This window comes from Brevundimonas viscosa (assembly GCF_900116065.1).
Lineage (GTDB): Bacteria > Pseudomonadota > Alphaproteobacteria > Caulobacterales > Caulobacteraceae > Brevundimonas > Brevundimonas viscosa.
In genome coordinates, this window is record NZ_FOZV01000004.1 from 229487 (window position 1) to 251742 (window position 22256).

Annotated in this window: 26 protein-coding genes and 1 tRNA gene; 23 read left to right on the forward strand and 4 right to left on the reverse strand. The window is 68.4% G+C overall.

What is annotated here, in order from left to right; all coding sequences use genetic code 11:
- Window position 1 precedes the first annotated feature (1 nt).
- From BM333_RS09635 to BM333_RS09655, 5 genes are all read left to right on the forward strand, one after another.
- Complete coding sequence (locus BM333_RS09635; RefSeq protein WP_092310426.1) at window positions 2–388, forward strand: HesB/IscA family protein; 387 nt, start codon at window positions 2–4, stop codon at window positions 386–388.
- Entirely contained in the window at window positions 388–1377 is a 990-nt protein-coding gene (locus BM333_RS09640) for a methionine ABC transporter ATP-binding protein (protein ID WP_092310429.1), read from the forward strand. The genes BM333_RS09635 and BM333_RS09640 overlap by 1 nt, the downstream gene beginning before the upstream one ends.
- Window positions 1377–2033: a methionine ABC transporter permease gene (locus tag BM333_RS09645; protein WP_092310432.1), complete on the forward strand. Its 657-nt coding sequence runs from the start codon at window positions 1377–1379 to the stop codon at window positions 2031–2033. The genes BM333_RS09640 and BM333_RS09645 overlap by 1 nt, the downstream gene beginning before the upstream one ends.
- A 15-nt stretch (window positions 2034–2048) precedes the next feature.
- Entirely contained in the window at window positions 2049–2846 is a 798-nt protein-coding gene (locus tag BM333_RS09650) for a MetQ/NlpA family ABC transporter substrate-binding protein (RefSeq protein WP_092310435.1), read from the forward strand.
- Between the two features lie 73 nt (window positions 2847–2919).
- Window positions 2920–3387: a hypothetical protein gene (locus BM333_RS09655; protein WP_092310439.1), complete on the forward strand. Its 468-nt coding sequence runs from the start codon at window positions 2920–2922 to the stop codon at window positions 3385–3387.
- Between the two features lie 5 nt (window positions 3388–3392).
- On the opposite strand, the gene BM333_RS09660 is transcribed toward BM333_RS09655, so the two are convergent.
- The 3 genes from BM333_RS09660 to BM333_RS09670 all read right to left on the reverse strand — a co-directional run bounded on the left by BM333_RS09660 (window position 3393) and on the right by BM333_RS09670 (window position 6979).
- Window positions 3393–4175 carry a lysophospholipid acyltransferase family protein gene (locus tag BM333_RS09660; protein WP_092310442.1) on the reverse strand — a complete coding sequence of 261 codons (783 nt, stop codon included), beginning with the start codon at window positions 4173–4175 and terminating at the stop codon, window positions 3393–3395.
- Between the two features lie 38 nt (window positions 4176–4213).
- On the reverse strand, window positions 4214–5269 hold the full coding sequence (locus tag BM333_RS09665; protein ID WP_092310445.1) for a GGDEF domain-containing protein: 1056 nt from the start codon (window positions 5267–5269) through the stop codon (window positions 4214–4216).
- 108 nt (window positions 5270–5377) lie between these two features.
- Complete coding sequence (locus BM333_RS09670) at window positions 5378–6979, reverse strand: DEAD/DEAH box helicase (protein WP_092310449.1); 1602 nt, start codon at window positions 6977–6979, stop codon at window positions 5378–5380.
- Between the two features lie 236 nt (window positions 6980–7215).
- Here BM333_RS09670 and BM333_RS09675 point away from each other — a divergent pair, with 236 nt between their 5' ends.
- On the forward strand, window positions 7216–7575 hold the full coding sequence (locus BM333_RS09675) for a hypothetical protein (RefSeq protein WP_092310452.1): 360 nt from the start codon (window positions 7216–7218) through the stop codon (window positions 7573–7575).
- An 88-nt stretch (window positions 7576–7663) separates the two neighbouring features.
- Here the strand turns inward: BM333_RS09675 and BM333_RS09680 are convergent.
- Window positions 7664–7740, reverse strand: a tRNA-Asp gene (locus BM333_RS09680).
- A 261-nt stretch (window positions 7741–8001) separates the two neighbouring features.
- Here BM333_RS09680 and BM333_RS09685 point away from each other — a divergent pair.
- The 17 genes from BM333_RS09685 (at window position 8002) to BM333_RS09765 (ending at window position 22252) form a co-directional block, all read left to right on the forward strand.
- On the forward strand, window positions 8002–8379 hold the full coding sequence (locus BM333_RS09685) for an NADH-quinone oxidoreductase subunit A (RefSeq protein WP_092310455.1): 378 nt from the start codon (window positions 8002–8004) through the stop codon (window positions 8377–8379).
- Window positions 8380–8480: 101 nt separating this feature from the next.
- Complete coding sequence (locus BM333_RS09690; RefSeq protein ID WP_177221861.1) at window positions 8481–9002, forward strand: NuoB/complex I 20 kDa subunit family protein; 522 nt, start codon at window positions 8481–8483, stop codon at window positions 9000–9002.
- Window positions 9003–9025: 23 nt separating this feature from the next.
- Entirely contained in the window at window positions 9026–9622 is a 597-nt protein-coding gene (locus tag BM333_RS09695; protein ID WP_245777226.1) for an NADH-quinone oxidoreductase subunit C, read from the forward strand.
- 71 nt (window positions 9623–9693) lie between these two features.
- Window positions 9694–10905, forward strand: coding sequence for an NADH-quinone oxidoreductase subunit D (locus BM333_RS09700; protein ID WP_092310751.1), 1212 nt, complete (start codon window positions 9694–9696; stop codon window positions 10903–10905).
- Entirely contained in the window at window positions 10902–11090 is a 189-nt protein-coding gene (locus tag BM333_RS09705) for a hypothetical protein (RefSeq protein ID WP_092310464.1), read from the forward strand. Before BM333_RS09700 ends, BM333_RS09705 begins: the two co-directional genes overlap by 4 nt.
- Window positions 11090–11752, forward strand: a complete 663-nt coding sequence (gene nuoE / locus BM333_RS09710; protein WP_092310467.1) for an NADH-quinone oxidoreductase subunit NuoE — start codon at window positions 11090–11092, stop codon at window positions 11750–11752. The genes BM333_RS09705 and nuoE overlap by 1 nt, the downstream gene beginning before the upstream one ends.
- Window positions 11749–12015 (forward strand): hypothetical protein, encoded by a 267-nt coding sequence (locus BM333_RS09715; protein WP_092310470.1) that lies wholly within the window; start codon window positions 11749–11751, stop codon window positions 12013–12015. Before nuoE ends, BM333_RS09715 begins: the two co-directional genes overlap by 4 nt.
- A 6-nt stretch (window positions 12016–12021) precedes the next feature.
- Window positions 12022–13335: an NADH-quinone oxidoreductase subunit NuoF gene (gene nuoF, locus BM333_RS09720; protein WP_092310473.1), complete on the forward strand. Its 1314-nt coding sequence runs from the start codon at window positions 12022–12024 to the stop codon at window positions 13333–13335.
- A 2-nt stretch (window positions 13336–13337) separates the two neighbouring features.
- Window positions 13338–13835 (forward strand): hypothetical protein, encoded by a 498-nt coding sequence (locus BM333_RS09725; protein WP_092310476.1) that lies wholly within the window; start codon window positions 13338–13340, stop codon window positions 13833–13835.
- Entirely contained in the window at window positions 13835–15883 is a 2049-nt protein-coding gene (gene nuoG / locus BM333_RS09730) for an NADH-quinone oxidoreductase subunit NuoG (protein WP_092310479.1), read from the forward strand. Before BM333_RS09725 ends, nuoG begins: the two co-directional genes overlap by 1 nt.
- A gap of 6 nt (window positions 15884–15889) precedes the next feature.
- Window positions 15890–16954 carry an NADH-quinone oxidoreductase subunit NuoH gene (gene nuoH / locus BM333_RS09735; RefSeq protein WP_092310482.1) on the forward strand — a complete coding sequence of 355 codons (1065 nt, stop codon included), beginning with the start codon at window positions 15890–15892 and terminating at the stop codon, window positions 16952–16954.
- Window positions 16951–17178, forward strand: a complete 228-nt coding sequence (locus BM333_RS09740) for a hypothetical protein (protein WP_092310485.1) — start codon at window positions 16951–16953, stop codon at window positions 17176–17178. Before nuoH ends, BM333_RS09740 begins: the two co-directional genes overlap by 4 nt.
- Window positions 17178–17669: an NADH-quinone oxidoreductase subunit NuoI gene (gene nuoI, locus BM333_RS09745; RefSeq protein WP_092310488.1), complete on the forward strand. Its 492-nt coding sequence runs from the start codon at window positions 17178–17180 to the stop codon at window positions 17667–17669. The genes BM333_RS09740 and nuoI overlap by 1 nt, the downstream gene beginning before the upstream one ends.
- Window positions 17670–17743: 74 nt before the next feature.
- Window positions 17744–18370, forward strand: a complete 627-nt coding sequence (locus BM333_RS09750) for an NADH-quinone oxidoreductase subunit J (RefSeq protein WP_092310492.1) — start codon at window positions 17744–17746, stop codon at window positions 18368–18370.
- The gene (gene nuoK / locus BM333_RS09755) at window positions 18370–18678 is read left to right on the forward strand and encodes an NADH-quinone oxidoreductase subunit NuoK (protein WP_092310495.1); all 309 of its coding nucleotides are present in this window, start codon (window positions 18370–18372) and stop codon (window positions 18676–18678) included. The genes BM333_RS09750 and nuoK overlap by 1 nt, the downstream gene beginning before the upstream one ends.
- A 2-nt stretch (window positions 18679–18680) precedes the next feature.
- Entirely contained in the window at window positions 18681–20762 is a 2082-nt protein-coding gene (gene nuoL, locus BM333_RS09760; RefSeq protein ID WP_092310498.1) for an NADH-quinone oxidoreductase subunit L, read from the forward strand.
- 11 nt (window positions 20763–20773) lie between these two features.
- The gene (locus tag BM333_RS09765; protein ID WP_092310754.1) at window positions 20774–22252 is read left to right on the forward strand and encodes an NADH-quinone oxidoreductase subunit M; all 1479 of its coding nucleotides are present in this window, start codon (window positions 20774–20776) and stop codon (window positions 22250–22252) included.
- Window positions 22253–22256 lie beyond the last annotated feature (4 nt).

Genomic DNA, 22256 nt, shown 5'->3' on the forward strand with positions numbered 1-22256 from the left:
GATGAGCGAGCTGCAGACCAGCGCCCGTCCGCGCCGTCCCCGCCCCGCCGTGGTCACCCTGACCGAGGCGGCGGCCGCCCGCGTGCGCGAGCTGTGCGAGGCCCATGGACACGCGGCGCTTCGCGTCGGCGTCAAGAACGGCGGCTGCGCGGGGCAGGAGTACACCTTCGCCTTCGCCGAGGAGATCCAGCCGTTCGACGAGGTGGTGACCGACAAGGGCGCGACGGTGGTGGTCGACCCCAAGGCGATCCTGTTCCTGATCGGGGCCGAGATCGACTTCGAGACGACGAAGCTGGCCTCGAAATTCGTCTTCCGGAATCCCAATGAGACCGACGCCTGCGGCTGCGGCGAGAGCGTCACCATCGTACCCGCGAAGGCCGCCGACTGATGATCCGGCTGGAGGGGGTGACGAAGCGCTTCCGCAGCGCGGCGGGCGAGCGCACGGCGCTGGACGGCGTCGACCTGGAGATCGCCGCCGGCGACGTGTTCGGCGTGGTCGGTCGCTCGGGCGCCGGCAAGTCGACGCTGGTGCGGACCATCAACCGGCTGGAGCGGCCGGACGCCGGGCGGGTGTTCGTCGACGGCCAGGAGATCACGGCCCTGGACGCGGCGGGGCTGCGCACGGCGCGGCGGCGGATCGGCATGATCTTCCAGCACTTCAACCTGCTGAACGCGAAGACGGTGGCTGAGAACGTGGCCTTTCCGCTGCGGCTGGAGGGCCGGCGCGGCGGCGACGTCGACCGGCGGGTGGCGGAGCTGCTGGAGCGGCTGGGGCTGGCGGAGCATGGGCGCAAGCACCCGGCCCAGCTGTCGGGCGGCCAGAAGCAGCGGGTCGGCATCGCCCGGGCGCTGGCGACGGAGCCGAAGGTGCTGCTGTGCGACGAGGCGACCAGCGCGCTCGATCCTGAAACGACCGAAGACATCCTGACGCTGCTGGACCAGCTGAACCGCGAGCTGGGCCTGACCATCGTGCTGATCACCCACCAGATGGAGGTGGTGCGCCGGGTCTGCGACCGGGTGGCGGTGATGAAGGACGGACGGGTGGTGGAGCAGGGCGCGACCGCCGACGTTTTCCTGCATCCGCATCACGAGACGACCCGCGCCATGCTGGCCGAGGGCGAGGAGGCGTTCGACGCCTCCGTCGTGCCGGCCGGGGCGCGGCTGGCCAAACTGACCTTCCGCGGCGCGGCGACCTATGGGCCGGAGCTGAGCCGCGTCGCCCGCTCGGTGGGGGTCGACTATTCGATCCTGTCGGGGCGCATCAGCCGCATCCGCGGCGAGCCCTACGGTCAGCTGACGGTGGCCTTCACCGGCGGCGACGCCGAGGCCGCGGTCGCCCGGCTGACCGAACGCGGCGTGAGGGTGGAGGCGGCCTGATGTTCGACAATGTCGACTGGACCGAGATCGGCCGCGCCACCGTTGACACCCTGCTGATGCTGGGCGGGTCGCTGGGCCTGACGGTGGTGTTCGGGGTCCCGCTGGGGGTGCTGCTCTACCTGTCCGGCAAGGGGCGGCTGGCGGCGAATCCGGCGCTGAACGCCGTGCTGTCGTTCGTCGTCAACGTGCTGCGCTCGGTGCCCTTCATCATCCTGCTGATCGTCATGCTGCCCGTGACGGTGCTGCTCGTCGGCACCTCGCTGGGCGTGGCCGGGGCGATACCGCCCCTGGTCGTGGGAGCGGCGCCCTTCTATGCGCGGCTGGTCGAGACCGCCCTGCGGGAGGTCGACAAGGGGGTGGTCGAGGCCGGACAGGCCATGGGCGGCACGACCTTCCAGATCGTCGTGCGCGCCCTGCTGCCCGAGGCCCTGCCGGGCATTCTCGCCGGAGCCACGGTGACCGCCATCGCCCTCGTCAGCTACACGGCCATGGCCGGCGTCGTCGGGGCCGGAGGCCTGGGCGACCTGGCCATCCGCTTCGGCTACCAGCGCTTCCAGACGGACGTCATGGTCGTCACCGTCGTCCTGCTGCTGGTGCTGGTGCAGGCCCTCCAGATGCTTGGCGACCGCCTGGTCGCCGCCGTTTCCCATCGCTGATCGCGAGACCTTCCCATGCTTCGCCGCTCCCTGCTTCTCGCCGCCGCCGTCCTGACCCTCGCCGCCTGCGGACGCGGCGGGGAGACCGACGCCGACGCCCCGCTGCTGGTCGGGGCCACCGCCGTGCCGCACGCCGAGATCCTCGAACACATCAAGCCGGCGCTGGCGGCCGAGGGCGTCGAGATCGAGATCAGGGTGTTCAACGACTACGTCCAGCCCAACACCCAGCTGGCGGAGCGCCGGCTGGACGCCAACTATTTCCAGACCAAGCCCTATCTCGACGAGTTCAACGCCTCGCGCGGGACGGAGCTGGTGACCGTCGCCGGCGTGCACGTCGAGCCGCTGGGCGCCTACTCCCGCCGCTTCCGCTCGCTGGCCGAGCTTCCCGACGGCGCCGACGTGGCGGTGCCGAACGACGCTTCGTCGATCGGACGCTCGCTGATCCTTCTGCAGGACGCCGGCCTGATCCGGCTTAAGGATCCCACGAATCCGCTGCAGAGCCTGCGGGACATCGTCGGGAATCCGAAGAACCTTCGCTTCCGGGAGCTGGAGTCGGCGACCCTGCCGCGGGTGCTGGACCAGGTCGACATGGCGGTGATCAACACCAACTACGCGCTGGACGCGGGCCTCAATCCGGCCCGCGACGCCCTGACCATGGAAGGCGGCGACAGCCCCTATGTGAACTATCTCGTCGCCCGTCCGGACAATCGCGACGACCCGCGCATCGCGGCGCTGGCGGAGGCGCTGCGCGGCGAGGCGGTGAAGGCCTTCATCGCCGAGAAGTACGACGGGGCGGTGATCCCGGCGGCGTGAGGTCGACCGTCAGCTTCGGTATGTTCCGCGGCCGATGGGCAAGCGGCACATCGTTCCCAAGGGAGGAGCCCTCATGATCCGCGTGCTGACCGCCGTCGCTTTCGCCATCGTCGTCGGGGCGACCGCCGTCCCGCCGACGGTCGCCCAGGAGTCGGACCAGAGCCGGGCCCTGGCGCTGCTGGTCCGGGCGCGCGAGGCGCCGGCCGTCCAGGCGGCGGAACGGGAGGTCGAGGCGAGCTCCCGGGCGGCCATGCAGAGGCTCGACGCCGGCTTCGCCGCCCGGGAGGCGCGAGCGCGCGACCTGGCCGGGGAAGTGGCGAGCGCGCGGGAAGCCGGAGACAACGCCAAGCTGAACCTCCTCGCCGGCGAGGCCGAGCAGCTGCGAGCCTATTTCGCCGACCTCCGGCAGCGCGCCGCGGTCGATCCGACGCTGATCGCGGCCCGGCGGCGGCTGGAAGAGGCCATGATGGCGCGCATGACCGAACTCGATCCGGAGGCGCCTGCCCTGATCGCGCGTGTGCGGGCGGCGATGGGAAGCTGAAGGGGTCAGCCTGCCGCCGGTCTCGCCGCACGGGCGGCCTCATCCGGGGTCGGAACCTGGACTGCGGCCGCAACCGGCCGCCCCGTGGCCTCGGCGACCAGCTCCGCCGTCCTGCCCTCCACCGCCGCCTCGAGCCGGGCGAGAAACTCGTCCTTGGGCAGGCCCGTGGGGATGGGCTCGAGAAACTCCAGCGTGGCCGTCCCCGGCGTCTTGCGGAAGTCCTCCTGCGGCCAGAACAGGCCGAGGTTGGTGGCGACGGGCACGACCGGCATGTCGAAGTCCCGGTACATGTGCCAGACGCCGGACCGGTAGCGAAACTTCTCGCCCACTTTCGCCAGATTGCCCTCGGGATAGATGAGGATGCGGCGGCCGTCCCGATGGGCGTCAGCGGCGCGTGACTGCAGCGCCTCGCGGGCCTCGCGGCCGCCGCAGTTGTTGACGACGATTGCGCCCAGCTTGCGCAGCACGGTGGCCATCAGCGGGAATTTCTCCAGATGGTCGCCGGTGACGAAGGCGAGGTCCTGGAAGCGGTCGTAGATCGTGAAGCCGTCTCCCCAGCTCTGGTGCTTGGCGGCCAGGATGAAGGCGCCGGCGGGCAGGCGGTCTTCGCCGCGGTATCGGACATGGATTCCGGCGAGGACGCGCATCGCCTGCACCATGCGCTTCACATAGCGGCGGATGATCCAGCCGGTCGCCGCGCGGCCGGGGAGCAGGGCGGCGCCAACCGCCGCCAGGGTGTAGACGATCGACAGCGACCAGTAGGCGACGGCGAAGGCGAAGCTGCGCATCGGTGAACTATGACGCGATTTGCTGGGCGGCCAACCGCTCAGGCGGCGCGGTCGAGCGACTCAGCCGAGGTGACGCGGTTCCGCCCCGCGCGCTTGGAGGCGTAGAGGGCGGCGTCGGCGCGCTCCAGCAGGGCGGCGCCGGACTCGTCGGGCCGCCGGACCGCGAAGCCGGCGGAGATGGTGACCGCGCCGAGTTCGTCGTTGGTCGAACGGCGGCGCAGGCTGCGCGAGGCGATCTCCTTGCGGATGGCCTCGAGGGCGGTCTCGACCTGTTCGGGCGTCTCGTTCGGGAAGATCATGGCGAATTCCTCGCCGCCATAGCGCGCGGCCACCCGGGGCGTGCGAGCGGCACGGCCCATGACGCTGGCGACGTAGCGGAGCACCTGGTCGCCGGTCTGGTGGCCCCACGTGTCGTTGAAACGCTTGAAATAGTCGATGTCGAGGACTGCGAGGATCATCGGCCGGCCGCTGGTCCGGGCCTCCTCGCAGGCGGTGGCGAGATGCTCGTCGAAAGCCTTGCGATTGGCGAGATTGGTCAGGGCGTCGGTCATGGCGTCGCGCCGGACCTGCTCGAGATGTTCGCGCAGCCGGGCCACCTCGCGGGTGGAGACGTCGAGCTTCTTCTCCAGCGTCTCGTTCTCGCGCTGCACGCGACGGGTGGCGGCGGTCAGACCGGTGACGATGGTCTGCAGCGCCTCCCCGTCCTCGACCGCGCCGATGCGGTCGGCCGCCTTGTCGAGGGTCTGGCCGTAGGCGGCCTGGCTGCGGTGCGCCTGGGCGATGGCGCTGGACACGCTGGCCAGCTCGCGATCCAGCACCCGACCGGCGTCGCGGATCTCCTCGGTCAGACGACCGCGCGGGAGATACTCGGCGGCCAGCATGTCGGCCGTGGCCTCGGTGAAGGGTTCGGCGGCCGCGAGGATTCGGCGGATCTCCCGTCCGAGCGCGCCCTCCGGGTCGCCGAGGTAGTGGAGCCACAGTTCGAAGTTCAGCGGGGTCGGCCACACCCCGGCGCGCTCCATTTCGTCGATGACCTGTCGCGACAGGCTGTAGGCTTCCGGGCCCCGAAGGGTGGTCTCAACCGATGCCGGCATGCAGAAGCGTCCTCACGCGCCGCCCTCCCGGCGGTCGTTCGGGCCGGAGGCTAGACCTGCGTTCGGTAACGGCGGGTTAAACGTGGCCGTTCGCCGAGGGGCGCCGCATCAGTTCCGGGCCGTGACCGGGCGGCGCAGGAAGGCCGGAATCTCGGCTTCTCCGAACGGCCGGCCATCGCCCGGACGCGGGGCCTCGGGCGCGGGGGAGGGACGTCGGTCGGCGTTCCGGGACCGCGACTCGCGAGCGGGCCGGCGTTCGTCCTCCGCCACGCGAACCGGGGCGGCCGGCGCTTCCGCGATGGGGGCGGGGGCCTCGGCGAGGACGGGCGCCTCTGCCTCGCGCGGGGTCGAGCGGCGGCTGCGGCTGCGACGGGCCGGGCGGCTCCCGCTCTCGGCAGGGGTCTCGACGCCGGGGACGGCCTCAACGGCGTCGACGGTCGGCCCCGGTGCGGCCGCCTCGGCGGTCTCGACCGGGAGGGCTTCGCCGACGCGGCTGCGACCGGACCGGTCGGCACGCCCGCGACGACCCTTGTCGGTGCGGTCATCGCGGCGGGGCTGGTCCTTGATGGCGGCGAAATCGATCCCGTCCAGCGGCAGCTCGACCGGATCCTTCTTGATCAGCTTCAGCACCTTGTCGAGCGAACGGTCGTCCGCAGGGGTGACGATCATGAAGGCCTGGCCCAGCTTTCCGGCGCGGCCGGTGCGGCCGATCCGGTGGACGTAGTCGTCGGCGTGGTGCGAGACGTCGTAGTTGAAGACGTGGCTGACGTCCGGAATGTCGAGGCCGCGGGCGGCGACGTCGGACGCCACCAGGATCTTCAGCGCGCCCGAGCGGAAGTCAGCCAGGGTCTTCATGCGCAGCGACTGGTCGAGGTCGCCGTGGATGGGCGCGGCGTCGAAGCCATGTCGCTTCAGCGACTTGGCGACGATGTCCACTTCCGACTTCCGATTGCAGAAGACGATGCCGTTCTTCACGTCGTCGCGGCTCACCAGAGTCCGCAGCGCGGTGCGCTTGGCCTTGGGATCGGACGAGGGGATGCGGACGATGTACTGGGTGATGGTGTCCGCCGTCATGGCCGGGCGCGACGCCTCGATCCGGGTCGGATCCTTGAGGAACTGGGTGGTCAGGCGGGTGATCTCGGGCGGCATGGTGGCCGAGAAGAACAGCGTCTGGCGGCGCGGCGGGGTCAGCTTGAAGATGCGTTCGATGTCGGGGATGAAGCCCATGTCGAGCATGCGGTCGGCCTCGTCGACGACCATGATCTCCACCCCGGTGAGCAGGATCTTGCCGCGCTCGAACAGGTCCAGAAGCCGGCCCGGCGTGGCGATCAGCACGTCGACGCCCTTGTTGAGCAGGGCGACCTGGTCGCCCATGGACACGCCGCCGATGAGCAGGGCCCAGTTCAGCTTGGTGCCCTTGGCGTACTTGGCGAAGCTCTCCGCCACCTGGTCCGCCAGTTCGCGGGTCGGGGCCAGCACCAGGGCGCGGGGCATCCGGGCGCGGGCGCGGCCGGACGACAGGCGGTCGACCATCGGCAGGGTGAAGGCGGCGGTCTTGCCGGTGCCGGTCTGTGCGATGCCCAGTACGTCGCGGCCGGCGAGGGCGACGGGAATGGCGGCGGCCTGGATGGGGGTGGCGGTGGTGTAGCCGGTGTCGGCGACCGCCTGAAGCGTCGTGGGCGAGAGGCCCAGCTGGGAGAATTCGGTCATGGATCCCTGGGACTGAGGAAGGACGTCCCGCGCATCGGGCCGTCGTGCGATGTCGCGGAACCGCCCTTGCCATGGGCGAGCGGGCGGCGCGGATTCGCCAGTCCTGTCCCGAAACGTGGGCCGCATATAGAAGCCCCCACGCCAGAGTCAACTATTCGCGGCATTGCAGGCGGGGTTGGCAGGGCCTTACAGATCGTTAATAGTCGGACCGGGAAGGGTCATAGTGGGGTATCGGCATGTTGCGAGCGATCGCCGTGGCGAGCGTAGCCGTCATCTGCCTGGTTGCGGGTCCGGGACGCGCGGACATCAACTCGGCTTTCGGCAATACCGTGGTTTCGCGCTACCCTGACGGCGGATGGGTCAAGCACTGGTTCAATCCAGACGGCACCTACGCCGCCCAGTTCTCCGACGGCCGTCGACTTGCTGCACGCTGGAGCGTCCGTGGTGAGCGGGTGTGCCTGACCCATATCCGGCCCAACATGCTGATCCCCCGTTTCTGCACGGATATGATCGAGGCCGACGTCGGCGACACCTGGCAGTCGCGCGACCCGCTGGGCCGGCGGGTGCAGAACGTGCTGGTTGCGGGACGGCAATAGTCCCCGCGAATCCGGCCGCGGCAAGCGGCCCTCTTCACATCATGAAGCGTGGCAGGAGGGGAAAGGCGGTGCGCCACTTCAAGGGAAGTGGCGCGAGTGACGGGGCTCGAACCCGCGACCTCCGGCGTGACAGGCCGGCACTCTAACCAACTGAGCTACACCCGCGTTTCCCGGCCGCGAAGCAGTGCGTCGCGGCGAGGGGCGTCGTTTAGGCGGGCGCGCCTTACGCTGTCAAGCGAGGATGAGAGGGGTTTCGACAGTTTTTCTCGCGTCCTGCGCTGCGCGGATATGCGGCCGATCAGCGTCTCCAGTTTGCGAACCATTCGCAAGAAAAACCTTTCGCCGCATGGGTTTGAACCCCGACGGCTCCCGGTCTAGAAAGCGCCGATTCCGCCCCTCCCTCCGCGGCGGACGAGGTCCTTCCGGATGAATGCATTCCTGCTCGAATATCTGCCGATCGTGATCTTCACCGGGATCGCGGCGGTTCTCGGTCTCGGCTTCATGGTCGCCGCCTGGGTGCTGGCGCCGAAGAACCCCGACACGGAGAAGCTGTCCGCCTACGAGTGCGGCTTCAACGCCTTCGACGATGCCCGCATGAAGTTCGATGTGCGCTTCTATCTGGTCTCGATCCTGTTCATCATCTTCGACCTTGAGGTCGCCTTCCTGTTCCCGTGGGCGGTGTCGATGTTCGATCTCAGCCAGGCCGGAATGGTATTCGCCTTCTGGTCGATGATGATCTTCCTCGGCGTGCTGACCGTCGGCTTCATCTACGAATGGAAGAAGGGCGCGCTCGAATGGGAGTGACGACCAACAACGTGCCGCTGATCGGCAAGGGCAACCAGGGCGCGTCGCCGGTCAAGGTCGGCGCGACCTCGCCGGTCGCCTTCGGCCAGGGCGCCCGCTCGATGGTTGAGGGCTACGACCCGGCCATCCACGACAAGTTCTTCGAGCAGGTGAACGCCGAGCTGGGCGAGCGCGGCTTCCTGACCACGTCGCTGGACGATGTCATCAACTGGGCGCGCACCGGCTCGCTGATGTGGATGACCTTCGGCCTGGCGTGCTGCGCCGTGGAGATGATGCAGGCGTCCATGCCGCGCTTCGACATGGAGCGTTTCGGCATGGCCCCGCGCGCCAGCCCGCGCCAGTCCGACCTGATGATCGTGGCCGGCACCCTGACGAACAAGATGGCTCCGGCGCTGCGCAAGGTCTACGACCAGATGCCGGACCCGCGCTACGTGCTGTCGATGGGCAGCTGCGCCAACGGCGGCGGGTACTACCACTACAGCTACGCCGTTGTTCGGGGTTGCGACCGGGTGGTGCCGGTGGACGCCTATGTGCCGGGGTGCCCGCCGACGGCGGAGGCGCTGCTGTACGGGCTGCTGCAGCTGCAGAAGAAGATCCGTCGCACGGGGACCATCGAGCGATGACCTCTCTGGTGAAGCAACAGGAACTGGAGACGGCGCTGACGCCGCTCGGGACCGAGATGGTCGGGGCGCTGGGCGTGCAGGCGCACGTGGCCTTCGGCGAGCTGACCCTGATCGCCGAGCGCGAGCGGATCGTCGAGGTGCTGACGGCGCTGCGCGACCGCTTCGGCTTCCAGCAGCTGCTCGACGTCTGCGGGGTCGATTACCCGGACCGCGAGGAGCGTTTCGAGGTGGTCTACCACCTGCTGTCGCTGACCCGGAACGCGCGCGTGCGCGTCAAGGTGTCGACCGACGAGGTCCAGCCGGTGCCGAGCGCGACCCCGGTCTATCCGTGCGCCGACTGGTTCGAGCGCGAGGCGTTCGACATGTACGGCATGCTGTTCTCGGGTCACCCGGACCTGCGCCGGCTGCTGACCGACTACGGCTTCCAGGGACATCCGCTGCGCAAGGATTTCCCGATGACCGGCTACACCGAGGTTCGCTACGACGAGACCCAGAAGCGGGTCGTCTACGAGCCGGTGTCGCTGACCCAGGAGTTCCGCGAGTTCGACTTCCTGTCGCCGTGGGAAGGCGCTGACTACCCGGCCCCCGTGCTGCCGGGCGACGAGAAGGTGAAGGGCTGATGGCCGAGGGCGACACCCCCGCCGTGCGGGCGACGACCGGCGTCGGCCTGGATGCCGGCGCGTTCGACGACATGCCGGACACCCGCACCGAACACGCGCGGGAGATGGACGACCGCAAGTTCACCATCAACTTCGGCCCGCAGCACCCGGCCGCGCACGGCGTGCTGCGCCTGGTGCTGGAGCTGGACGGCGAGCTGGTCACCCGCGTCGATCCGCACATCGGCCTGCTGCACCGCGGCACCGAAAAGCTGATGGAGAAGCGGACCTACCTCCAGAACATCCCGTACTTCGACCGCCTCGACTACGTGGCGCCGATGAACCAGGAACACGCCTTCTGCCTGGCCATCGAGAAGCTGCTGGGGATCGAGGTTCCGTACCGGGGCCAGTTGATCCGCGTGCTGTACAGCGAGATCGGCCGCATCCTGTCGCACCTGCTGAACGTGACCACCCAGGCCATGGACGTCGGCGCCCTGACCCCGCCGCTGTGGGGCTTCGAGGAGCGCGAGAAGCTGATGGTGTTCTACGAGCGCGCCTCGGGCGCCCGTCTGCACGCCAACTACTTCCGGCCGGGCGGGGTGCGCCAGGACCTGTCGCCCGACCTGATCGACGACATCGGCCGCTGGTGCCTGGAATTCCCGGCGGCGCTGAAGGACATCGAGAGCCTCGTCACCGAGAACCGCATCTTCAAGCAGCGCAACGTCGACATCGGCGTGGTGTCGAAGCAGCAGGCGCTGGAGTGGGGCTTCACCGGCGTGCTGCTGCGCGGCTCGGACATCGCCTGGGACCTGCGCAAGTCGCAGCCCTACGAATGCTACGCCGACCTCGAGTTCGACGTCGTGGTGGGCAAGAACGGCGACTGCTGGGACCGCTACCTGTGCCGCATCGAGGAGATGAAGCAGTCGGTGCGGATCATGGAGCAGTGCATCCACAAGCTGCGCAATTGCCCCGGCGAACCGGTGCTGGTCGAGGACAACAAGGTGGTTCCGCCCCGACGCGGCGAGATGAAGCGCTCGATGGAGGCGCTCATCCATCACTTCAAGCTGTTCACCGAGGGCTTCCGTACGCCGGAAGGCGAGGTCTACGCCGCCGTCGAGGCGCCCAAGGGGGAATTCGGCGTCTACCTGGTCTCGGACGGCACCAACAAGCCGTACCGCTGCAAGATCTCGGCCCCGGGCTTCCGCTCGCTGCAGGCCATGGACTGGATGAACCGCGGCCACATGCTGGCCGACGTCTCGGCCATCCTCGGCTCGCTCGACATCGTGTTCGGCGAGGTCGACCGATGAGCGACAAGCCCCTTAGCGACGCGGTCCGGCAGGGCTGGGAGATCGTCAGCTACTCCGCCACCGACATGAGCGGGGAGACCTACCAGCACAACGTGCTGCTGCGCCGTCAGGGCCAGCACAAGATCCTGACCGTTCGAAAGAAGATGATCGGCGACGGCGTCGTCGTCTCGGAACTGGAAGTCTGATGAGCGTTCGTCGTCTCGCCAAGGAACAGCCGGCCTCGTTCGCCTTCTCGAAGGCCACGAAGGCCAAGGCCGACTGGTGGATCAGCAAGTATCCGGAAACCCGCCGCGCCTCGGCGGTGATCCCGATCCTTTGGCTGGTCCAGAAGCAGGAGGGCTGGGTCTCCGAGCCCGCCATCCGAGCCATCGGGGACCTGCTGGGCATGCCCTACATCCGGGTGCTGGAGGTGGCGACCTTCTACACCATGTTCCAGCTCGAACCCGTTGGAACCGCTGCGCTTATCCAGGTCTGCGGGACGACGCCGTGCATGCTGCGCGGGGCTGGCGACCTGATGAAGGTCTGCGAGAAGAAGATCGGCCCGAAGGACACCCTGTCCAAGGACGGCAAGTTCACCTGGCAGGAGGTCGAGTGCCTGGGCGCCTGCGCCAACGCGCCGATGGCCCAGATCAACGACTACTATTTCGAGGACCTGACCCCCGAAACGATCGGCCAGATCATCGATGACTTCGCCGCCGGCAAGGCGCCGCAGCCGGGCAGCCGCGTCGGCCGCAACAGCTCGGAGCCGGAGGGCGGGGCCCTGACCCTGACCGATCCGAAGCTCTACGACGGCTCGGCCGCCCAGCCGATCCGGAAGCTGCCGAACAGCGACCCGGTCCCGGCATGACGCCCGACCTGAACACGGAAGAGGGGCGCGCCGCCTACCGGCGCGAGCTGCGCCGCGTGGCCTGGCCGATCCGCTGGGGCGGGCTGGGCCTGATCGTGCTCGGGGCGCTGCTGGCGCTTGGCGTACGCTACAGCGTCGCCGGGCTCGACAACGGGGTCATGACCTTCGCCTACGGCTGCCTCGCGGTCGGCTGGGCGCTGGTGCTGGCCGCCATCTTCATGCGTACGCAGCACCACAAGCGTCGTCTGCGGGAAGGACTCTAAGCGACCATGGTCGGAATCCTCGAGGACAAGGATCGCATCTTCACCAACCTCTACGGGCTCCAGGACTGGACGCTCGAGGGGGCGAAGAAGCGCGGCGCGTGGAACGCGACGAAGGACATGCTCGACCTCGGTCGGGACTGGATCATCACCAACGTCAAGAACTCGGGTCTGCGCGGACGCGGCGGCGCCGGCTTCTCGACCGGACTGAAGTGGTCCTTCATGCCCAAGGAGGTGAAGGACCGGCCGCACTACCTGGTGGTCAACGCTGACGAGTCCGAACCCGGCACCGCCAAGGACCGGGAGATCATGCGCCACGATCCGCAGTTGCTGATCGAGGGCTGCCTGATCGCCAGCTTCGCGATGCAGGCGCACGCCTGCTACATCTACCTGCGCGGCGAATACGTGCTCGAGCGCGAGCGGATGGAGGCGGCGGTCAAGCAGGCCTATGAGGCGAAGCTGATCGGCAAGAACAACGTCCACGGCTGGGACTTCGACGTCTACATCCACCACGGCGCCGGGGCCTACATCTGCGGCGAGGAGACGGCGCTGCTGGAGTCGCTGGAGGGCAAGAAGGGCCAGCCGCGCCTGAAGCCGCCGTTCCCGGCCGGCGCCGGCCTGTACGGCTGCCCGACCACGGTGAACAACGTCGAGTCGATCGCCGTCGTCGGCACCATCCTGCGCCGTGGCGCCGGCTGGTTCGCCGGCTTCGGCCGGCCGAACAACACCGGCACCAAGCTGATGACCATCAGCGGCCACGTGAACCGGCCGTGCAATGTCGAAGAGGCGATGTCGATCCCGCTGAAGCAGCTGCTGGAAGAGCACTGCGGCGGCGTGCGCGGCGGCTGGGACAACCTCAAGGCCGTGATCCCCGGCGGCTCCTCGGTGCCGCTGATCACCCGCGAGATGTCCGAGACGGCGCTGATGGATTTCGACAGCCTGCGCGAGATGCGCTCGGGCCTCGGCACCGCGGCGGTCATCGTCATGGACCAGTCGACCGACCTGGTGAAGGCGATCGCCCGCATCAGCTATTTCTACAAGCACGAGAGCTGCGGCCAGTGCACGCCGTGCCGCGAGGGCACCGGCTGGATGTGGCGGGTGCTGGAGCGGATGGCGGTCGGCGAGGCCGACCCGTCGGAGATCGACCTGTTGCTGGACGTCGCGGGCCAGGTCGAGGGCCACACCATCTGCGCCCTGGGCGACGCCGCCGCGTGGCCAGTGCAGGGCCTGATCCGGCACTTCCGCCACGAGATCGAGGAGCGCATCGCCAACTACCGCAGCCGCCGCGCGAACTTCGCCGGCCACGCGATCGCGGCGGAGTGAGCATGCGCCTGACCGCCCTCCCGATGCTGGCTGTCCTGGCCCTCGCCGCCTGCGGCGAGCGGACGGACGCGCCTGCGCCGTCGGCGGCGGAGACGGTGTCGGCCACCGCGTCGGCGTCCGACGCCGAGGCGAGCGTCCCGGTCGTGCTGACGGCCGCCGACCTGCGCCGCGTATGCCGCGCCGGCCTGGCGGCGATCCACGGCCAGACGATCGAGGCCATGCAGGTCGACGGCGTGGAAGGGGAGGTGGTCAACCTGTCCTGGGCCGCCCCGGTCGACGGCGGCCGCCGCCGCGGCCAGTGCCGGGTCGAGGGCGACCTGGTCACCTGGAAGCCGGTCGACGCGCCGACGCCCGAAGAGAACCGCTGGATGAACCAGTCCGGCGACCCGGTGACGCGCTTCGTCCTTGACGGCGAGGCCATCACCATCAACACGACGCTCCCGGATGGGACGACCGCCACGGAGCAGTACGCCGTGGCTGCTGAGCAAGAGGCCCGCTGATGCCCGTCGCCAAGGTCAACGGCGTAGAGATCGAGTTCGAGCCCGGCATGACCGTGCTCCAGGTCGCCGAGCGGGCGGGGGAGGAGATCCCGCGCTTCTGCTACCACGAGCGGCTGTCGATCGCCGGCAACTGCCGCATGTGCCTGGTCGAGGTGAAGCCCGGACCGCCCAAGCCGCAGGCTTCGTGCGCCCTGCCGGCCGCCGACGGCCAGGAGATCTTCACCGACACGCCGATGGTGAAGAAGGCGCGCGAAGGGGTGATGGAGTTCCTGCTCATCAACCACCCGCTGGACTGCCCGATCTGCGACCAGGGCGGCGAGTGCGATCTGCAGGACCAGTCGATGTACTACGGCCGGGACGGCTCGCGGTACGCCGAGAACAAGCGGGCCGTCGAAGAAAAGAACATGGGTCCGACGGTGAAGACCTTCATGACGCGGTGCATCCAGTGCACCCGTTGTGTCCGCTTCATCACCGAGGTGGCCGGCGTGCCGGACATCGGCATGATCTCGCGTGGCGAGAGCGCCGAGATCACCACCTATCTCGAGAAGAACATCGACAGCGAGCTGTCGGGCAACGTCAACGACCTGTGCCCGGTGGGCGCCCTGACCCACCGGCCGTGGCAGTACCACTACCGCCCGTGGGAGCTGAAGAAGACCGAGACCATCGACGTCATGGACGGGCTGGGCTCGAACATCCGCGCCGACTCCAAGGGCGCCGAGGTGATGCGCGTGCTGCCGCGCGTGCACGAGGGCATCAACGAGGAGTGGCTGTCGGACCTGAGCCGCTACGTCGTCGACGGCCTGCAGCGCCGCCGGCTGGACCGCCCGTGGGTGCGCGGCGCCGACGGCCGACTGGCCCCCGCCACGTGGGAAGAGGCGCTGGGCCTCGTCGCCGGCAAGCTGAAGGCCGCGCCTGCGAACCGGATTGGCGTCGTCGCCGGCGACCTGCAGGACGCCGAGTCGATGAAGGCGGCGCTGGACCTGTTCCGCGCCCTCGGTTCGCCCAACACCGACTGCCGCCAGGACGGCAGCGCGCTGGGCCACGGCCCGCGCGAGGGCTGGCTGTTCAACTCGGGCATCGCCGGGATCGAGAACGCCGACGCCGTGCTGATCGTCGGCGCCAACCCGCGCGTCGAGGCGCCGCTGCTGAACGCCCGGCTGCGCAAGGCGTGGCTGGCCGGCAAGAGCGAGATCGGCCTGGTCGGCGAGCAGGCCGATCTGACCTACCCCTACAGCTGGCTGGGCGCGGGTTCGAAGACCCTGGCCAAACTGCCGAAGGCGGCGATGGACTTCCTGTCCAAGGCCGAGCGGCCGGCGATCATCGTCGGCGCGGGCGCGCTGGGCGGCGAGACCGGACCGGCGGTGCTGAACGCCCTGGGCGCGCTGGCCAAGAAGGTCGGCGTGGTCAAGGACGGCTGGAACGGCTTCAACGTGCTGCACACCGCGGCGGCGCGGGTCGGCGGCCTCGACATGGGCTTCGTCCCGGGCGAGGGCGGGCTGGCGGCGGTCGACATGGTCAAGAAGGGCGCGCTCGACGTGCTGTTCCTTCTGGGCGCCGACGAGATCGACGCCTCGGCCAGCGGCGCCTTCAAGGTCTATCTGGGCAGCCATGGCGATCGCGGCGCGCACGGCGCGGACGTGATCCTGCCGGGCGCCGCCTACACCGAGAAGGGCGGCCTGTACGTCAACACCGAGGGCCGGGTGCAGATGGCCGAGCGGGTCGTGTTCCCCAAGGGGCAGGCCAAGGAGGACTGGGCCATCCTGCGGGCGCTGTCGGCCATGGTGGGCCAGACCCTGCCGTACGACACCCTCGATCAACTGCGCGCGAAGCTGATGGCGGACCACCCGACCTTCGGGCGGATCGACTACCTGCCGGCGCCGGCCAGCTTCGACGTGGCCGGACTCGGAAAGAAGGGCGACCTCGGCGACGTGGGCTTCGCCTCGCCGGTGCGCGACCCCTACCTCAACAACCCGATCGCGCGCGCCAGCGTGACCATGGCCGAGCTGTCCGCCCAGCGGATCGCCCCGGTCGCGATGGCGGCGGAGTAAAGGCCCATGGATTTCTGGACCACCCCGCTCGGATGGACCCTCGCCACCGCCGGCGCGATCCTGCTCGTCACCGTCGGCATCCTGATCTCGCTGGCCTTCCTGCTGCTGGCCGACCGCAAGATCTGGGCCGGCGTGCAGATGCGCAAGGGACCGAACGTAGTCGGGCCCTTCGGCCTGCTGCAGTCGTTCGCCGACTTCTTCAAATTCGTGTTGAAGGAGATCGTCGTCCCGGCGGGGGCCGACAAGGTCGTCTTCCTGCTGGCCCCGCTGATCACCTTCGTGCTGGCCTTCATCGCCTGGGCTGTGATCCCGTTCGCGCCGGGCTGGGTCATCTCCGACCTGAACGTCGGCATCCTGTACATCTTCGCGATCAGCTCGCTGGGCGTGTACGGCATCATCATGGGCGGCTGGGCCTCGAACTCGAAGTACCCGTTCCTCGGGTCGCTTCGCTCAGCGGCGCAGATGGTGTCCTACGAGGTCTCCATCGGCCTGGTGATCGTCAACGTCATCCTGCTGGCCGGGACGATGAACCTGACGCAGATCGTGACGGATCAGCAGGGCTGGATCTGGAACTGGTTCGCCTTCGGCGGCGGGCTGGCGAGCTGGCCGACCATCGTCGTCATGTTCCCGATGGCGATCATCTTCTTCATCTCGGCCCTGGCCGAGACCAACCGCCCGCCGTTCGACCTGCCGGAGGCCGAGTCCGAACTCGTGGCCGGCTACCAGGTCGAGTACAGCTCGACCCCGTACCTGCTGTTCATGATCGGCGAGTACGCCAACATCGTCTTCATGTGCACGATGATCAGCCTGCTGTTCTTCGGCGGCTGGAATCCGGGCTTCCCGACCGACTTCCTCGACAGCTGGCCGCAGTTCCTGGCCAACCTGTTCCTGTTCGGCGTGCTGTTCGTGAAGATCATCTTCTGGTTCGCCATGATCGCCATGGTGAAGGCGTTCGTGCCGCGCTACCGCTACGACCAGCTGATGCGGCTGGGCTGGAAGATCTTCCTGCCGACCTCGCTGGTCGCGGTCGTCGTCGTCGCCGCCTGGCGCGTGTTCGCGGTGGGCGCATGAGCCGGGTCCTGATCCTCGCCGGGCTGCTGGGCGTCGCCGCCTGCGCCTCGGCCTGCGCGGTGCCGATCTACGAGCCGGAGCCGACCTCGGTGCACCAGTGGGAGCGGCGCCAGCAGGCGGCCGAGCGCCAGTACGCCGAACGGCAGCGGCTGTGCCGCATCACCCAGGACGACGATCCGCGCAAGGAAGAGCTGTGCCGCGGCGTCGAGAGAGAGAACGACTGATGCTGACCCGTCTCGTCCAGGCGACCAGGGGCGCGCTGATGCTCGACGTCATCGGCGCCGTCGGCCTGTCGCTGAAGTACATGGCGCGGCCCAAGGCCACCGTGAACTACCCGTTCGAGCGCAACCCGCAGTCGCCGCGCTTCCGCGGCGAGCACGCCCTGCGCCGCTATCCGAACGGCGAGGAGCGCTGCATCGCCTGCAAGCTGTGCGAGGCCATCTGCCCGGCCCAGGCCATCACCATCGAGGCCGAGCCGCGCGCCGACGGCAGCCGCCGCACGACCCGCTACGACATCGACATGGTCAAGTGCATCTACTGCGGCCTGTGCCAGGAGGCCTGCCCGGTGGACGCCATCGTCGAGGGGCCGAACTCGGAGTTCACCGTCGAGACCCGGGAAGAGCTGCTCTACGACAAGGACCGCCTGCTTGCGAACGGCGATCGCTGGGAACGGCTGATCGCGAAGAATCTGGAACTCGACGCGCCTTATCGCTAAGGCGCAACCGCTGACCGGGGAGGGCGATTCCGCAGGGGATCGCCGCCCATAACCGAAAGGGGCTCTGGCCTCCGATGTTGCAAGGCATTGCCTTCTATGTGCTGGCGGCGGTGACCGTGATCGGCGGTCTGCTGGTCGTCACCGCGCGCAACCCCGTGCACAGCGTGCTGTGGCTGATCCTGACCTTCTTCTCGGCGGCCGGCCTGTTCGTGCTGCTGGGGGCCGAGTTCCTGGCCATGCTGCTGGTCGTCGTCTACGTCGGCGCCGTCGCGGTGCTGTTCCTGTTCGTCGTGATGATGCTGGACGTCGACTTCGTGCGCCTGCGGGAAGGCTTCGCGAAGTACCTGCCGCTCGCGGTCATCGTGGCCGGGGTGCTGCTGGCCGAGATGGTGATGATCTCGCTGGTCGTCGCCCAGGGCGGCGCGGCCGCCGCCTCGACCGGACCGGCCACGCCGAACCCGGACGCCACCAATGTCGAGGCGCTGGGCCGGGTGCTCTACACGGACTACGTCTACATCTTCCAGGCGGCGGGGATCGTGCTGCTGATCGCCATGATCGGCGCCATCGTCCTGACCCTGCGCCACAAGCCGAACGTCAAGCGCCAGGACGTGGGGCGGCAGGTCGGCCGCGACCGCAACAAGGCGATGGAGATCAAGTCGGTCCCGACGGGCACCGGCGTGAAGCCCGAGGATCTGGTCTGATGGTCGTGACCCTGCAGCACTACCTGGCGGTCGCCGCCATCCTGTTCACCATCGGCGTGTTCGGCATCTTCGTGAACCGCAAGAACGTCATCATCATCCTGATGTCGATCGAGCTGATCCTGCTGTCGGTGAACATCAACTTCGTCGCCTTCTCGGCCTACCTCAACGATGTGTCGGGGCAGGTGATGGCCATGTTCGTGCTCACCGTCGCCGCCGCCGAGGCGGCCGTGGGCCTGGCCATCCTGGTGACCTTCTTCCGCAACCGCGGCGACATCGCCGTCGACCACGCCTCGGTCATGAAGGGCTGATCGTGAACCTCGAGACCCTCGTCACCCTGGGCGTTCTCGCCCCGCTGCTCGGCGCCGCGATCGCCGGCCTGACCGGCCGTCGCATCGGCGACGTCGCCTCCCAGGCCGTCACCACGGGCCTGCTGTTCTTCTCGTGCGTGGTCGCCTGGATCGTCTTCGCCCAGTGGACCTGGGGCCATCTGGAGCCGTTCACGGTCACCCTGGCGCCGTTCATCCATGTCGGCGACTTCGTCTCCAACTGGTCGATCCGCATCGACGCCCTGTCGGCGGTGATGCTGGTGGTGGTGACGACGGTGTCGTCGCTCGTGCACCTGTATTCGTGGGGCTACATGGCCGAGGACCCCGACAAGCCGCGGTTCTTCGCCTACCTGTCGCTGTTCACCTTCGCCATGCTGGCGCTGGTCACCGCCGCCGACTTCATGCAGCTGTTCTTCGGCTGGGAAGGCGTGGGGCTGGCGTCCTATCTGCTGATCGGCTTCTGGTACAAGAAGGCGACCGCCTCGGCCGCCGCCATCAAGGCCTTCGTGGTCAACCGGGTTGGCGACTTCGGCTTCGCGCTGGGCATCTTCACCGTCTTCTGGATGTTCGGCACCATCCAGTTCGCCGAGCTGTTCCCGATGATCGCGGACCGCGCCGGGACGGGCTGGGAGTTCATCGGCCGCACCTGGTCGGCGCTCGATCTGGCCGCCTTCCTGCTGTTCATCGGCGCCATGGGCAAGTCGGCCCAGTTCTTCCTGCACACCTGGCTGCCCGACGCCATGGAGGGCCCGACACCGGTGTCGGCCCTGATCCACGCGGCGACCATGGTCACCGCCGGCGTCTACATGGTCTGCCTGCTGTCGCCGCTGTTCGAGTACGCGCCGGTGGCCAGCCAGATCGTCGCGCTTATCGGCGCGGTGACGGCTCTGTTCGCCGCCACCGTCGGCCTGGCCCAGAACGACATCAAGCGGGTCATCGCCTATTCGACCTGTTCGCAGCTCGGCTACATGTTCTTCGCCGCGGGCGTGGGCGCCTACGAGGCGGCCATGTTCCACCTGTTCACCCACGCCTTCTTCAAGGCCCTGCTGTTCCTCGGCGCCGGCTCGGTGATCCACGGCATGCACCACGAGCAGGACATGCGGCAGATGGGCGGCCTCGCGAAGCTGCTGCCCGTCACCTATGCGGTGATGATGATCGGCACCATCGCCATCACCGGCCTGGGCATCCCCGGGATCGGCGGCTTCGCCGGCTTCTACTCGAAGGACATCGTTATCGAGAGCGCCTTCGCCGCCGCGGCCAGCAACCACTCGCCGATGGGCCTGTTCGCCTTCTTCGTCGGCATCTTCGCCGCCGGCCTGACCGCCTACTACTCGTGGCGGCTGGTGTTCATGACCTTCCACAACAAGCCGGTGTGGAAGGAGGAGGGCGCCCATCACGCGGACGACCATGCGACCGCGGCGCAGCTCGAGACCCACTCCGAGCCGCTTGAGCACGACCATGCCCACGACGACCATGCGCACGGCCACCACGGCCCGCTGAAGCCGCACGAGAGCCCGCTGGTCATGCTCGTGCCGCTGCTTGTCCTGTCGGTCGGCGCGATCGCCGCCGGCTTCCTGTTCGAGCCCTTCTTCACCGGCCACCACGAGAACGAGTTCTGGCGCGGCGCCATCTTCAACGGTCCGGCCAACCACGTGGTGCATGACGCGCACGGGGTGCCCACCTGGGTGGTGTGGTCGCCGCTGGTGCTGACCCTGATCGGCACGGCCTTCGCGGTGTGGATCTACCTGGTCAAGGAAGGCATGGCGCGCCGCATGGCCGAGCGGGGCGGGCTGCTGCACCGCTTCCTCTACAACAAGTGGTGGTTCGACGAGGCCTATGACTTCATCTTCGTGCGTGGCGCGAAGGCGCTGGGCGACCTGTTCTGGAAGGTCGGCGACGTGAAGATCATCGACGGAGGCGGGCCCAACGGCTTCGCCTGGCTGTCGCGCAAATTCGCCGGCGGCCTCGGCCGCTTCCAGTCCGGCTACGTCTATTTCTACGCCTTCGTGATGCTGATCGGTCTCTGCCTGTTCCTCGCGTTCGCCATCTCTGCGTGGGGAGCCTGATCTTGCCCCAGATCCCCTACATCCTGAGCCTGGTCACCTTCCTGCCGCTGGTCGGCGCCGGCGTGCTCCTGCTGGCGCGCCTGATGAGCAAGGGCTCCGCCGACGGTCTGGCGCGCTGGATCGCGCTGGCCACGACGCTCGCGACGCTGGTCGTCTCGATCGCGCTGGTCGCGGCCTTCGATCCGTCGAACCCGGGCTACCAGTTCGTCGAACGCTTCGGTTGGTTCCGCGGGGCCGAGTACCACCTCGGCGTCGACGGCGTGTCGATCCTGTTCGTGCTGCTGACCGCCTTCCTGATGCCGCTGTGCATCGTGGCCAGCTGGAAGACGATCACCGAGCGGGTTGTCGACTACATGATCGCCTTCCTGGTGCTGGAGACGCTGGTCATCGGCGTGTTCACGGCGCTGGACCTGTTCCTGTTCTACATTTTCTTCGAAGGCACCCTGGTGCCGATGTTCATCATCATCGGGGTGTGGGGCGGCGCGAACCGCATCTACGCGGCCTACAAGTTCTTCCTCTACACCCTGCTGGGGTCGGTGCTGATGCTGCTGGCCATGCTGTGGATGGCCCACACGGCCGGCACCACCAGCATCCCCGAGCTGAAGACCTTCGCCTTCTCCGAACAGGCCCAGCCGCTGCTGTGGCTGGCCTTCTTCGCCAGCTTCGCGGTGAAGATGCCGATGTGGCCGGTGCACACCTGGCTTCCCGACGCCCACGTCCAGGCGCCCACGGCGGGCTCGGTGATCCTGGCCGGCATCCTGCTGAAGCTCGGCGGCTACGGCTTCATCCTGTTCAACCTGCCAATGTTCCCGCAGGCGTCGGAGATGTTCGCGCCGCTGGTCTTCGCCCTGTCGGCGATCGCCATCGTCTACACCTCGCTGGTCGCCTTCCGGCAGACCGACATGAAGAAGCTGATCGCCTATTCGTCGGTGGCGCACATGGGCTTCGTCACCATGGGCATCTTCGCCGGCAACGACCAGGGCGTGCAGGGGGCGGTGTTCCAGATGCTGAGCCACGGCCTGATCTCGGGCGCGCTCTTCCTCTGCGTCGGCGTCGTCTACGACCGCATGCATACCCGCGAGATCGCCCTGTACGGCGGCCTGACCGCGCGGATGCCGTGGTTCGCGGCCATCTTCCTGCTGTTTACCATGGCCAACGTCGGCCTGCCCGGGACCTCGGGTTTCATCGGTGAGATCCTGACCATGACCGGCATCTACCAGGTGTCGACCTGGACGGCCTTCGTGGCCGCCTCAGGCGTGATCCTGTCGGCGGTCTACGCCCTGACGCTGTACCGCAACGTCATGTTCGGCGAGATCACCAACCCGGCCATGAAGGCGATCACCGATGTGGATCGCCGCGAGATCCTGATCTTCACGCCGCTGATCGTCGGCACCCTGATCCTCGGCGTGCAGCCGGGGCTGGTGCTGGACTACACCGAGGCCTCGGTGAGCGCCGTAACCACCGCCTATCAGCTCGCGATCGGCGGGTGAGACG